Source organism: Bacillus sp. FSL L8-0199 (assembly GCF_038005705.1).
GTDB lineage: Bacteria > Bacillota > Bacilli > Bacillales > Bacillaceae_G > Bacillus_A > Bacillus_A cereus.
This window is the reverse complement of the sequence record NZ_JBBOTS010000001.1, coordinates 4,695,634-4,709,663: the sequence shown is the minus strand read 5'-3', so window position 1 is coordinate 4,709,663 and position 14,030 is coordinate 4,695,634. Positions and strand designations below refer to the sequence as shown.

Sequence of the window (14,030 nt, the reverse complement as noted above, 5' to 3'; positions counted from 1 at the left end):
ATTATTTTCAGAAAAAACACTTTAATGTTACTGAAATGTATAATATAATGTAAATAAGTAACGTAATATAAAAGTAGGAGCAGCTGGATAAGGAAAGGAGGAATCCAATCTGTAGAAAAAAGCTGAACTTTTACCCCCACATTTTTTTACCGCAACGTATTTATACAATCGTAAGTTTCCACATTGAAAGTTTTCAGAACCACCTGAGTATATTGTGAAAATAATGGATAACACATGGAAATCTCATAGCATGATAAGGTAAAATGGACAACATAATGAGAAAATTACCGTTCATAAGATGAGGAGAATACATGTATGGAAGTTGTAGAGGCATTAAAAGATATAAGCCAAATTGAGGCTATGAAAAAATATTTAAAAGAGCACTCCCAGCGAGATTATCTTTTATTTGTTATTGGAATTAACACAGGATTAAAAATTACAGAATTACTTAGCATGAAATTTGAAGATGTATTAAATGAAGACGGGACTGTTAAAGAGTTTTATGCTCTTCCTGTGAAAGATGAAAAATTTAAACAAGATATTTATTTAAATACAAAAGTAAAAGAAGCGCTTTTAGATTACGTACAATCTATTGGCGTTAAAAGAGAAAATTACGTATTTCAATCTAATAAAACGCCAAATTCAATTACGCGCCAACAAGCGTATCGTGTAATTCATAATGCTGCAGAAGCAGTTGGAGTTGTTGGTAAAATCGGAACGAATTCAATGCGAAAAACGTTCGGATTTCATGCTTACAAAAGAGGGATAGCGATTGCGCTATTGCAAAAACATTTTCATCACGCGACTCCATCAGAGACACTAAAGTATTTAGGGATCTCAAAGGATGAGAGCTTTAAAACGGAGATTGATGTCGATTTATAAAAGCCGTAACTAAAAAATTAGGAGGCGGAAAATATGAATATTAGAGAGAGTGAACTGCCGGGTATTGGATGTAAGTTTGAAGTGATTACAAAAGGTAATGAAAAGATGGTTATCGTTATTCATGATGATGGCCGAAGAGAAATGTACCATTTTGATACTGATCATGAAGAGAGTATTTCAAGCGTCTCTCTTCGTGATTCTGAAGCGAGACAAATTGCAGCTATATTGGGCGGAATGGTATATAGACCACAAGCTTTAGATACGATTGAAATGGCTTTTGAGGGATTATCAATTGAGTGGTTTAAGGTGGAAAATAATGCACCAGTTGTACAAAAAACAATTGGTAGTTTACATGTTCGAAACACATATAACGTAACGATTATTGCCATTTTGAAAAAGAATATGAAGAAGTTCTTTAATCCAGGCCCAGATTCTATCATTGAAGCTGGCGATATGCTCGTATTATCAGGTGAAAGACATGAAGTGAAAAGAATTATTAATGAGTTGCTTTCAGTAGGAGGGGATTCATAATCGATGGATACTTTAATCTTTGAAGTTGGAACTGCGTTAGTATTAGTCGCTTTTGCAGCTATTCTTGCTGCAAAGTTAAAGTTCTCGATTATCCCGTTTCTTATTATACTCGGTATGCTAGTGGGGCCTCATGCCCCAGATTTAGGGCTTATCGATTTAAGATTTATTGAAAGTGGAGAAGTTATTTCCTTCCTCGGCCGTGTTGGCGTCATATTCCTCCTATTTTACTTAGGTTTAGAATTCTCAATTAAAAAATTAATTAAATCAGGAAAATCAATTGCTTTTGGGGGAACTGTTCATATATCGCTTAATTTTATATTAGGTTTACTTTACGGATATATAATGGGTTTCCCCTTATTAGAAACATTAATTATTGCTGGGATTATAACAATTTCATCGAGTGCAATTGTTGCGAAAGTAATTGTTGATTTAAGAAGATCTGGTAATAAAGAGACGGAGCTAATTTTAGGAATCATTATGTTTGATGATATCTTTTTAGCGGTATATTTATCAGTCGTTTCAGGATTAGTACTCGGAGGGGCAACGTCATTTGTAGGTGCTCTTACATCTATTTTAATCGCAGTAGGGTATATGCTACTATTCTTTGTAGTTGCTAGAAAAGCTACACGATTTTTAAATAAAATGTTAGATATTTCGTCCAATGAAATTTTTATTATCGTAATATTTGCTATTTTGTTCTTTGTAGCAGGATTTTCAGAAACGATTCATGTTGCGGAGGCGATTGGAGCATTATTATTGGGGCTCGTCTTTTCTGAAACAGAGCATAGTGATCGAATTGAACAGCTTGTTGTTCCGTTTCGTGATTTCTTTGGAGCTATATTCTTTTTCAGCTTCGGTTTAAGTATAGACCCATTTTCACTTGGCGGAGCAGTGTGGTTGGCATTAGGAGCAGTTTTCATTACTCTTATCGGTAATTTTACTGCTGGAATGGTTGCGGGGCGTAAAGCTGGGTTATCGCATAAGGCTTCTACGAATATCGGTTTAACGCTTGTATCACGCGGAGAATTTTCTATTATCGTCGCGAATATTGGAATTGCGGGTGGCTTAATGGCAGCGATTAAACCGTTCTCAGCTTTGTATGTTTTAATATTAGCATCGTTAGGACCTTTGTTAACGAAAGAATCTGGGAGAATATACTCGCTACTAGATAAGGTGTTTAAATGGAGTGCTAAAGAACGTGTGAAGCGAGAAAAGGAAGTTGGATAGTACAAATAAGGGTAGACTGCATGAAAATTTCATGCAGTCTACCCTTTTATATATTGTTACTGTTGTCGTTTTTTGTCGGTAAGTCGATATATTTTAATAATCGCTGATATATTTGTAGTTGCGCCGATATATTCTAATAATCGCTGATATAATCCAAGAAGCAACCAATATAAATTCATTTACCGACGAACTATTATCTGAATTTCATCAACTATTAATCAGTTGCCTTCCTATTTAAAAACGACTACAATTTTACTGTTATATATGAACGAAAAAAATAGAATAGGAGGGGAAGCTATGCCAAGGAAAGTATGGCTATTAGTAGCTGGGATGATTATTAATGTCACGGGTGCTTCTTTTTTATGGCCTTTTAATACAATTTATTTGCATGATCACCTAGGAAAATCTTTATCTGTGGCCGGAATGGTATTAATGATCAACTCGCTTACCGGTGTAATCGGAAACTTGCTCGGCGGTGTTTTATTTGATAAATGGGGCGGTTATAAATCAACTTTAGTAGGGATTGTGATTACACTTGTATCAATTTTAGGTCTTGTGTTCTTCCACGGTTGGCCGTTATACGTTGTGTGGCTAGCGTTAATCGGCTTCGGTTCTGGAATGGTCTTCCCATCGATGTATGCGATGGTCGGTACAGTTTGGCCAGAGGGCGGAAGACGAGCATTTAATGCGATGTATGTTGGACAAAACGTTGGTATTGCGATTGGAACAGCGTGTGGTGGATTAGTTGCTTCGTATCGTTTTGATTATATTTTCTTAGCGAACTTTATTTTATACTTTGTTTTCTTCTTAATTGCTTTTATTGGATTCCGTGGTATGGAGGACAAGAAGGAGCCAGGAGTACAAAAAGAAGTCGAAATGAAAAAAGGTTGGTCACTTACACCTGGATTTAAAGCACTTCTTATCGTGTGTGTAGCATATGCTTTATGCTGGGTTACATACGTACAGTGGCAAGGTGCAATTGCAACACATATGCAGGAATTAAACATTAGTCTTCGTCATTATAGTTTATTATGGACGATAAACGGAGCAATGATCGTTTGTGCGCAGCCACTTGTTAGTATGTTAATTCGCTGGATGAAGCGTTCCTTAAAACAGCAAATTATGATTGGAATTTTCATTTTTGCGGCGTCATTCATTGTGTTAAGTCAAGCGCAGCAATTTACGATGTTCCTCGTTGCGATGGTAACATTAACAATTGGTGAGTTATTTGTATGGCCTGCGGTTCCAACGATTGCAAATATACTTGCACCAAAAGATAAATTAGGATTTTATCAAGGGGTCGTAAATAGTGCGGCGACTGTAGGGAAAATGTTCGGACCGGTCGTTGGCGGAGCAATTGTTGATTTATACAATATGGAAGTATTGTTTATAGCAATCATGGTAATGCTTGTAGTAGCGCTTGTAGCAACAAGTATTTATGATAAACGAGTAAAAGTAGAAGAAACAGTTGAAGAAAAAATTGCAGTTTAGTTTGACGGAACATGTTCACATGTTTTAGAATATATTTAAATAAAACAACCTTTAGAACAAGGGAGATAGCTCGGCTGTCTTAAGATGAATTCGTTAGTTATGAAGAGTAACGATTAACCGAGAAGTCCTCGCTTTAGTAAGCTCTTAAGAGATACTAGGTGAAGGATAGTTCACGTAACTTATATGTGTAATAACAGTGAGAAGGAGTAGTAGTAATAGAAGCTGGTTTAGAGAGTTGACGGTCGGTGCAAGTCAATCCACGTTTCGTTATGAACTCGCCTTTGAGTTGCAGTTGTGAAATTAATAGTAGCAATTGCCGTTAATCCACGTTACGGATCTAAGCGAATGTACATTTGTACATTAATTTAGGGTGGTACCGCGGGAATCTACAACCTCTCGTCCCTTTCTAGGGATGAGAGGTTTTTTGTATTTTGGGCGGTGAAAATAAATATAATTTCAAGGAGGGTATCTCATGAGCTTTAATCATCAAGAAATTGAGAAGAAGTGGCAAGGGTACTGGGAAGAAAATAAAACATTCCGTACGCCAGATGAGACAGAAAAACCAAAATTTTATGCACTAGATATGTTCCCATATCCATCAGGTGCAGGCCTACACGTAGGACATCCAGAAGGTTATACAGCGACAGATATTTTATCTCGTATGAAGCGTATGCAAGGATATAACGTTCTTCATCCAATGGGATGGGATGCATTCGGTCTTCCAGCAGAGCAATATGCACTTGATACTGGAAACAGCCCAGCTGAATTTACAGAGCATAATATTAATACGTTCCGTAACCAAATTAAATCATTAGGTTTCTCTTACGATTGGGATCGTGAAGTAAATACAACAGATCCAAATTACTATAAGTGGACGCAATGGATCTTCCTAAAACTATTTGAAAAAGGCTTAGCTTACGTTGATGAAGTACCTGTAAACTGGTGCCCAGCACTTGGTACAGTACTTGCAAACGAAGAAATCATTGACGGTAAGAGTGAGCGTGGTGGACATCCAGTTGAGCGTCGTCCGATGAGACAGTGGATGTTAAAAATTACAGCTTACGGAGATCGTCTATTAGAAGATCTAGATGAGCTTGATTGGCCTGAAAGCTTAAAAGATATGCAACGTAACTGGATCGGTCGTTCTGAAGGTGCAGAAGTACACTTCAACATCGATGGTACAGACGAGAAATTCACAGTTTTCACAACACGCCCTGATACATTATTTGGTGCAACATACTGTGTACTAGCTCCAGAACATGCACTTGTTGCAGAAATCACAACAGCAGAACAAAAAGAAGCGGTAGAAGCTTACATTAACGCTGTAAAAATGAAGAGTGATCTAGAGCGTACAGAACTTGCGAAAGAAAAAACTGGTGTATTCACTGGTGCTTACGCAGTTAACCCAGTAAACGGTGAGAAATTACCAATCTGGATTGCTGACTATGTTCTTGCAACTTACGGAACAGGTGCTGTAATGGCAGTTCCAGCTCACGATGAGCGTGACTATGAATTCGCATCAGTATTTAATCTTCCAATGAAGGAAGTTGTAAAAGGCGGAGATATTACGAAAGAAGTGTACACAGGTGATGGTGCACACGTAAACTCAGCATTCCTTGATGGTTTAAATAAAGAAGAAGCAATCGCAAAAATGATTGAATGGCTTGAAGTAACGAGCGCAGGAAATCAAAAAGTAACGTACCGTCTACGTGACTGGTTATTCAGCCGTCAACGTTACTGGGGTGAGCCAATTCCAGTAATTCACTGGGAAGATGGTACAATGACAGCTGTGAAAGAAGAGGAATTACCATTAGTTCTTCCGAAAACAGAAAACATCCGTCCTTCAGGTACAGGTGAATCACCACTTGCCAACATTGACGAGTGGGTAAATGTTGTTGATCCTGAGACTGGTAAAAAAGGTCGTCGTGAAACAAATACAATGCCGCAATGGGCTGGTAGCTGTTGGTATTACCTACGTTACATCGATCCAAACAATAGCGAAGCACTTGTAGATCCTGAAAAAGTAAAACAATGGCTTCCAGTTGATATTTATATCGGCGGAGCGGAGCACGCTGTACTTCACTTACTATATGCTCGTTTCTGGCATAAAGTATTATACGATATCGGTGTAGTTCCAACGAAAGAACCGTTCCAACAATTATTCAACCAAGGTATGATTCTAGGTGAAAACAACGAGAAAATGAGTAAATCAAAAGGTAACGTTGTAAATCCTGATGATATCGTAGCAAGCCACGGTGCAGATACACTTCGTCTATACGAAATGTTCATGGGTCCATTAGATGCTTCAATTGCTTGGTCTGAAAATGGTCTTGACGGAGCTCGTCGTTTCCTAGACCGCGTATGGCGTCTATTCGTTCAAGATAACGGTGAATTAAGTGAGAAAATTACTGACGCACCAAATAAAGAGCTTGAAAAAGCTTACCACCAAACAGTGAAGAAAGTAACAGAAGACTATGCAGAGCTTCGCTTCAACACAGCGATTTCTCAAATGATGGTATTCATCAACGATGCATACAAAGCTGAAACACTTCCAAGAGAATATGTAGAAGGTTTCGTAAAAATGATTGCACCAGTTGCACCTCATATCGGGGAAGAGCTATGGAGCAAGCTTGGATACAATGAAACAATCACATATGCAAGCTGGCCAACATTTGATGAGTCTAAACTTGTAGAAGATGAAGTTGAAATCGTTGTTCAAGTTATGGGTAAAGTTCGCGCAAAACTAACAATGAGTAAAGACGCATCAAAAGAAGAAATGGAACAACTTGCACTTGAAGCAATTCAAGACCAAATTGAAGGGAAAACGGTTCGTAAAGTAATTGTTGTTCCTGGAAAACTTGTTAACGTTGTTGCAAACTAATTCATTCTAAATAAAAGCTCAGAGCGTTTATGCTCTGAGCTTTTTTGTATAGAAAATAATCTCAGGGTCACCTTCATCTAAGTTTTCAACTATTCCGCTATGTATAAAACCATTCGAGTTAAATACTTTCTGCATACTTTCATTCGATTCGTTCGTTGAAGAAAATATTTTTTGAGTAGGAGAATGACTTAACATATATGAGATTAACGAGCTTGCATAGCCTTGCCTTCTTTTAGTTGGTGAAACAATGATTAATGAGAGGAAAGTACAACCAAAGAAATTTGTATCGTATGTTAGAAAGCCAGAGATAGAATTTTCTTCTTTTACAATGATGCATCTGCCTTCACGGATAGTGTGCTTAATATAATTTCGTCTACTATCGTTTCCAATTACGTCAATATCTATATGGACGATTGAATCTAAATCATTGATAGAAGCCTTTGTTACATTCTTCAATATACATACCTCCTAGAAAAAATATTCAGTTAATTAATTTTATCATGAATGAAGAAAAAGAAGCGGAATTCTAGTGCAGACAAACACCTATTCTTCTATAGGAAATATGATAAAAAAGGTAGGCTAAATTGAGTAGAAGAGGTGAAAGGAATGAAAGGGATGGACAATAATGCACCACATGGTTTCGTCGGGGGTGGATCGGATAGTTATGAACAAATGATGTTAATGGGAGGAGGACAACAAGGATACGGTGGAATTCCGAGCTGGATGGGTGGAGGCGCGGGTGGATTTCCAACATCGGTAGCTGGCATGCAAACTGAAATGCCTACATCAATGGGAGGCTTTTCGACATCAGGGGCTGGAATGCCTACAATAACAGGTGGATTTCCAACATCAGTAGCTGGTGTACAGACAGGAATTCCAGTAGGAGCACCAACTACATTTCCTTCTTTCGTTGGAGGAGTGCAGACAGGATTTCCGGTACCAGGAATAGGTGTTGTAGCTGGAGGAATAGGTGCGTATCCGCAAGTTGTTCACGGTCATCATGGACATCACCACCATCAAGGTCAACATGGCCATCATGGACACCATCATCACCAAGGTCAACACGGCCATCATGGACATCACCACCACCAAGGTCAACACGGCCATCATGGACATCACCACCATCAAGGTCAACACGGCCATCATGGTCATCACCACCATCAAGGTCAACACGGCCATCATGGTCATCACCAACAACAAGTACATCACCATGGACACCACCACATTCATCCGCAAGCTGTTCTTTATCAAACGCACCAAGGTCATCATGGACACCACCAAGGGCACCAAGGTCATCATGGACACCACCAAGGGCACCAAGGTCATCATGGACATCATCACCATCAAGGCCAACAAGGTCACCACGGTCATCAAGGACAGCATAGTCAACAGCACCAACACCAACAATATCAGCAATATCAACAACAACAATCTTCTCCTTGGACAGGTGGAATTGGAGCGGGAGCAGCAGGAGCAGCGGCAGGAGCGGCTAGCATTAGTGGAGCAGCAGGGCACGCGGGACACGTGGGTCATTAACAAGCCAACAGAAAAAAGACATAATAAAAAACTGCTAGGAAATCCTAGCAGTTTTTTTCAGCTTCTTGGCGCTGACGTTCAATTTCAGCACGAAGTTGTGGTTCCGGTGCTTGCCAGCCTTCTGGCTTTAGAATCTTACCGTCGCCTTCACGGAATCGAGGCTTCCCATCAGGGAATAGTTTTGCCATGTTGGCGTTGTTTACAATTTCGAATCCTTTATCTGGACGTACGCCCATTTCTGCAAACGTTCCGAATGCAAAGTAAATAAGGTCAATCAGTGCATCGTATTGATCTTCAACAGTCGTTGCCTCAAGAAATTCTTCTAGTTCTTCCTGCATAAAACTTGCACGGATTTTTGCACGCTCTTCTGTTAATTTTGTTGGAGTATTTGTTACAGGATGTCCGAATACTTCATGCATTTTTGCAACAAGTTCATATCCTTTATCTAAACCTTTTTCGTTTGTCATGTTGTTTCATCCTTTCTTACGTTATGCCGAAGTTTATTGTAACATAAGGTGATTATGAAATGAAAAGAACATCTTATAGAAATAAGATGTTCGCTCGTTATTCTTCTTTCTTAATTAAAATAGATAAAATAAGATCAATACCGAATATACCAACGAGTAACATTGGTATAACGACAAGTAAATAACGTGTGAAGGAAACATTTTTTAAGTATGTATGAGCAAATAAAAAGACGGCGAGAAATAAAATACCATTTAAAATAGGCTTTACTAATTTTTTAGACATAAGCTCCCCCATAAATATCTTCTCTCTCTATCTAAAATAAAAACTCCTCTCTCCGTTGTATCATGCTGGAGAGAGGAGTTCAATCATTTCTCATTCAATTACACCAGAATTTGTAATGTCTACGGTATATTTTATAGTAACGGGAACATCTTTGTAAATTTGTTTCCACTCTTCTAATTTGAATGGGCGATAATGTTGCTTATATTTAGCTCCTAGCCCAAGAGGGTCGACATCTAGAGATTTAAAATGCTTAATTAATTTCTTACCTTGTGTCTCCAATTGTTTTTGAACGACCTTCTCAATCTTTTTTGTATTCTTAGCATTCTCTAAGTTAATCTGTTTCGATACTTCTTGAATACGAGCCTCAAGTTTAACATGAATGGAAAAGGAAGGCTTACCATTTTTTATTTTTATATCGTATGTTGGAATAGAACGAATATTATTAATCATTACGTACCCAGGATCTGCTTTAAATTCATGTGAATCTAACTTATGTTTTTCTAAAAGTCCTTTGAATATAAACATATCTTTTTCTGCAATTTTACCAACATATTTATCCTTTTTAAAAAGACCAATTCCCGTTATTTTTATTTTATCACCATGTTTCTTTAAAATTGGAATATAGTAGTCTTGCCCTTCTTGATAATAACGGAATGCTCCTATATGCAGATTATCTGTTGGTAAAGGACCGGTCTCCATATTATGTTCTAGCATTTTTTTTATATAAATTGCAACGTTGGATGAAGTCGTGTACTTTCCTTTTAAAAGTTCAGTACCATTACCTTCAAGTAAAGCAACATATAAGGCATTCCCGATGTTTACATCACGAATTAATGTATCGAAGGAAGCAACCATTCCTTTCTTAGCAATTCGGGTGGTAAATAGAGCAACCCGCATTTGCCCGCTAGCAAATGGTTGAGAAGACTCTAAAGATGTGTCAGCTTTTACTTGTTTTACCGCATTTGCTGTTCCTTCAAAAACTTGAACTTTGTTTCCTTTTTGCTGAATAGGACAAACAAATGTTACCTTTATTTTATTATCTTTTGCTACATCGAAGACAGTTCCTTGGATAAGGTGTACGTCATCGATAATATTTTTTTGTAAACATCCAGTTAGACTAAAGAGTGCTATACAAGAGATAAGTATTAATTTTCTTTTGATTTTTTCCATTTTCTTTTCACCCACACAATAATAAATAGAATTGGGATGTATACATAAATGAGCCAAAAGCTTCCTTTTGATGCATTACTAATAAAATTATTAATATCGTGTCTGTTTGTTAGAAGTTGTGAAACAATGAGGGTGATAAACATAAAAGCGATTAAAACACCTCTTTGTTTTACACGGAATATTTCGTGCGTTGCTCTCGTTGCCGCCCACAAAGGTAGAATAAAACTTGTAATGATAACGAGGGCATAAGCTGAAATTGCGATATATTCTAGCCTTTCTATGAATGGTAATTGAACAACTTGGGTCATAGAAAGTTGGGCCCATATCGTTTTTAACAATTGTTTTTCACTAAAAAACGAAAAGGCTAAAAGAGTGCTAAATAAATATAGAAGGTTTGAAAATAGTGCCCCATATTGAGCAAATTTATGAGATTGTTTAGGGTTTTTCACAAATGGATAAACCATGAGGTAAATCTCAAAACCAGTCATACTGTAGATTGACAGTTGAGCGGATTTTAAAATATCTGAAAAAGAATGTGTGAGAATGGGTAATAAATTTTCCCAATGTGAGTATTTCAAAACGAATAAGCTTAGAAATAAATACCCTAGTGTACCACCAACAGAGATGACGCAAATGCCTGTAATGACACGAAATCCAGAAGAAATGATGTAATAGCTAACTAGGCACAAAAAGAGTGTTAACATAAAGGTGGAGGCAGTTGGGAACATCCATACTTGAATAATTTCAACGTATGTTCGAATAACCGAAATACTGACGATTAAAAAATAAGTTGCAAAGATGATATTAAAGACGTTCCCTATCCACTTTCCAAAGGTTTGTCGTTGTAAATCAATTAAATTCCCGTTTGTTTCCCTTAATAAAAAATACATCATCCACATAAGAACATGGATAACGATGCCTGTGATTACAACGCCTATCCAGCCGTCGTATCCAGCGGCCTTTGCGGTGATTCGAGCAAATCCGAGAACGCCAGCTCCAAACTGTGCACCGTGAATTAAGAAGAAAACAAAGATAGGAGATATTTGATATTTTTCTTGAACTTTACTCATCAATGCACCTCATCTCTTAATCATCAAAGTCTGATCTATGTTTTGTTGAAATTCCTTTAGCAGCTTTTTTTACATGTTGTGGTCTTGCTTGTACATCTCTTGTATCGATCATTGTTAACGGGAAACGAATCCAAGAGTCTTTAACAGATTGTTGTCTTGTCGGATAAAACAAAGCGTACGGTTTACGTAAGGAAGTAAGTCTAAATAGATGGGTAAATAAAAAGATAAACCCAAGAGAGATACCGAAAAGCCCCCCTATTTCCGCGAATGCTAGAAACGGGAAACGTAGTAATCGAACAGCATTACCCATTTTATAAATAGGTGTAATAAAGGAAGCGAGTGCTGATAGTGCAACGATAATTAATAAAATATTACTCGTTAACCCAGCTTGTACAGATGCTTGTCCGATTACGATACCGCCTACAATACCGAGCGTTTGCCCAACTTTCATCGGTAACCTCGCCCCGGCTTCTCTTAATAAATCGATTGCGAGTTCTAGAAAGAGCGCTTCAATTAAAGGTGGGAATGGTACTTGTGCCCTTGATAAAATCAAAGTTTCAAGTAAATCACTTGGAATAAGTTCATAATGATAATTTAAAACTGCAACGTATAACGGTGTAGCGCAAATTGAAAATAGAACGGCAATTAATCTTAAAATCCTTGAAAATGTAGCGTACATCCAGGAGACATTATAGTCTTCTGGTGAAATGAAAAAATCAAAATAGGATACGGGTGTTAGTAAAACACTTGGAGAACCATCAACAAAAATAGCGATTTTTCCATCAATTAGTGCTTTTGTAACTCTATCAGTACGTTCTGTATTGATATAGAGAGGGAAAATCGATTTTTCACCCATTAATTCTTGTAAATAAGCACTATCATTAATTTGATCATATTCAAGAGCGCGTAATGACTCTTCTAGAAAATCTACATTATCTTTTTCAGCAAGGTTGTCTAAATACATCATGACAACTTTTGTTTTGGAAAACTCGCCGATAATCATTTCTTTTGTTTGTAAATCTAAAACAGGAAGACGTTTTCGAACTAAATTAATGTTTGTATCAATATCCTCTACGAAACCTTCTTGCGGACCAATAACAGTTGATTCGTTTAAAGGAGGGGTTGGTGCACGATAATTATCAATTGCAATGTTTGCAAGCATACATTTTTGATCTTGCTGATTCAATTGAATAATCGCATGCCCCTTTAAAACCATATCCTCAATTTTTTGCAAGTCGTTCGTAATTGTAATGCCGCTCATCGGGATATGTTCCTTCAGCTCTTCTAGTGATGCGTTAGGTCGTTCTAAAAGAGTGGGCATTAAATACTTTTGTAATTTTTCTCCATCAAGTGAAGGGCGATAGTAAGAAATCCAATAAGGCATCGTTTCATCGTCGGATGTATGATAATTTACAAAATCACTAGACTTTTTCAGCTTCTCTATTAAATTTTGTAAAGAATGAATACGATCTTTTTCTGGTTTTGTAAAGTCATAAATACTATTACCTCCAGAGCTTTGTTGCTTACTTTGAGAAGGTTCATCTTGCTTAGCGTTTTGTTGTTTATCTTGAGACGAATCACCTTGCTTAGCGTTTTGTTGTTTATCTTGAGACGAATCACCTTGTTTAGCACTTTGTTGTTTATCTTGAGACGAATCACCTTGTTTAGCACTTTGTTGTTTATCTTGAGAGGAATCATCTTGTTTAGCACTTTGTTGCCTATCTTGAGAGGGATCATCCTGTTTAGCGCTTTGTTGCTTATCTTGAGAGGAATCATCTTGTTTAGCACTTTGTTGCCTATCTTGAGAGGAATCATCCTGTTTAGCGCTTTGTTGCTTATCCTGAAACGAATCACCTTGTTTAGCACTTTGTTGCCTATCTTGAGAGGAATCATCCTGTTTAGCGTTTTGTTGCTTATCCTGAGAAGGGTCATTTTGTTTAGCACTTTGCTGCTTATCTTGAGAGGAATCATCCTGTTTAGCGTTTTGTTGCTTATCCTGAGAAGGGTCATCTTGTTTAGCACTTTGCTGCTTATCCTGAGAGGAATCCTCTTGTTTAGCGTTTTGTTGCTTATCCTGAGACGAATCACCTTGTTTAGCGTTTTGTTGCTTATCCTGAGAGGAATCCTCTTGTTTAGCGTTTTGTTGCTTATCCTGAGAGGAATCCTCTTGTTTAGCACTTTGTTGCTTATTCTGAGAAGAATCTTTTTGCTCGTTATTTTTACCTTTATTATGTTTCATACTTCTAGTCTGTTCTTTGTTATCATCCTCTTGATTGTTAGAATGCTGCTCCTGGTTATCTGTTTCGTTTAATTTTGATGTATTTGATTTTTTTTTCTTACGTAACCAATTCCAAATCATATGTACGCCCTCTTTAATCTTGTAATATAGTGCTATTTTGTGGCTAATTTTGTATATTATTCATTTATTTATGAAAAGAAGAAGGAGATTAGTTTGCATAGAAAAAAAACTTTAGTAAGCAGTTCATACTATA

At 37.3% G+C, this 14,030-nt stretch carries 12 protein-coding genes and 1 other annotated feature; of the genes, 6 read left to right on the top strand and 6 right to left on the bottom strand.

The window, feature by feature from the left end; all coding sequences use genetic code 11:
- Positions 1-315 precede the first annotated feature (315 nt).
- From NST86_RS24290 to leuS, 5 genes are all read left to right on the top strand, one after another.
- Positions 316-882, top strand: coding sequence for a tyrosine-type recombinase/integrase (locus tag NST86_RS24290; protein ID WP_000454205.1), 567 nt, complete (start codon positions 316-318; stop codon positions 880-882).
- A 33-nt stretch (positions 883-915) separates the two neighbouring features.
- Positions 916-1,413: a cation:proton antiporter regulatory subunit gene (locus NST86_RS24285; RefSeq protein ID WP_001026056.1), complete on the top strand. Its 498-nt coding sequence runs from the start codon at positions 916-918 to the stop codon at positions 1,411-1,413.
- Between the two features lie 3 nt (positions 1,414-1,416).
- Positions 1,417-2,640 (top strand): cation:proton antiporter, encoded by a 1,224-nt coding sequence (locus NST86_RS24280; protein WP_000380174.1) that lies wholly within the window; start codon positions 1,417-1,419, stop codon positions 2,638-2,640.
- Between the two features lie 297 nt (positions 2,641-2,937).
- Positions 2,938-4,131: an MDR family MFS transporter gene (locus tag NST86_RS24275; protein WP_001137555.1), complete on the top strand. Its 1,194-nt coding sequence runs from the start codon at positions 2,938-2,940 to the stop codon at positions 4,129-4,131.
- Between the two features lie 187 nt (positions 4,132-4,318).
- Positions 4,319-4,538, top strand: a binding site (T-box leader).
- A 65-nt stretch (positions 4,539-4,603) separates the two neighbouring features.
- The gene (leuS, locus tag NST86_RS24270; protein ID WP_000009466.1) at positions 4,604-7,012 is read left to right on the top strand and encodes a leucine--tRNA ligase; all 2,409 of its coding nucleotides are present in this window, start codon (positions 4,604-4,606) and stop codon (positions 7,010-7,012) included.
- Between the two features lie 27 nt (positions 7,013-7,039).
- Here leuS and NST86_RS24265 read toward each other — a convergent pair whose 3' ends face one another.
- Complete coding sequence (locus tag NST86_RS24265; RefSeq protein ID WP_000800324.1) at positions 7,040-7,468, bottom strand: GNAT family N-acetyltransferase; 429 nt, start codon at positions 7,466-7,468, stop codon at positions 7,040-7,042.
- Between the two features lie 150 nt (positions 7,469-7,618).
- On the opposite strand from NST86_RS24265, the gene NST86_RS24260 reads away from it, so the two are divergent.
- Positions 7,619-8,548: a hypothetical protein gene (locus NST86_RS24260; RefSeq protein WP_340934512.1), complete on the top strand. Its 930-nt coding sequence runs from the start codon at positions 7,619-7,621 to the stop codon at positions 8,546-8,548.
- A gap of 44 nt (positions 8,549-8,592) precedes the next feature.
- On the opposite strand, the gene NST86_RS24255 is transcribed toward NST86_RS24260, so the two are convergent.
- From NST86_RS24255 to NST86_RS24235, 5 genes are all read right to left on the bottom strand, one after another.
- Entirely contained in the window at positions 8,593-9,015 is a 423-nt protein-coding gene (locus NST86_RS24255; protein WP_000180554.1) for a hypothetical protein, read from the bottom strand.
- A gap of 97 nt (positions 9,016-9,112) precedes the next feature.
- Positions 9,113-9,298: a hypothetical protein gene (locus NST86_RS24250; protein ID WP_000038775.1), complete on the bottom strand. Its 186-nt coding sequence runs from the start codon at positions 9,296-9,298 to the stop codon at positions 9,113-9,115.
- A gap of 90 nt (positions 9,299-9,388) precedes the next feature.
- On the bottom strand, positions 9,389-10,468 hold the full coding sequence (locus NST86_RS24245) for a Ger(x)C family spore germination protein (protein WP_061664575.1): 1,080 nt from the start codon (positions 10,466-10,468) through the stop codon (positions 9,389-9,391).
- Positions 10,444-11,538 carry a spore germination protein gene (locus NST86_RS24240; protein ID WP_061664577.1) on the bottom strand — a complete coding sequence of 365 codons (1,095 nt, stop codon included), beginning with the start codon at positions 11,536-11,538 and terminating at the stop codon, positions 10,444-10,446. Before NST86_RS24240 ends, NST86_RS24245 begins: the two co-directional genes overlap by 25 nt.
- Positions 11,539-11,554: 16 nt before the next feature.
- Positions 11,555-13,897: a spore germination protein gene (locus tag NST86_RS24235; RefSeq protein ID WP_080451716.1), complete on the bottom strand. Its 2,343-nt coding sequence runs from the start codon at positions 13,895-13,897 to the stop codon at positions 11,555-11,557.
- Positions 13,898-14,030: the final 133 nt, after the last annotated feature.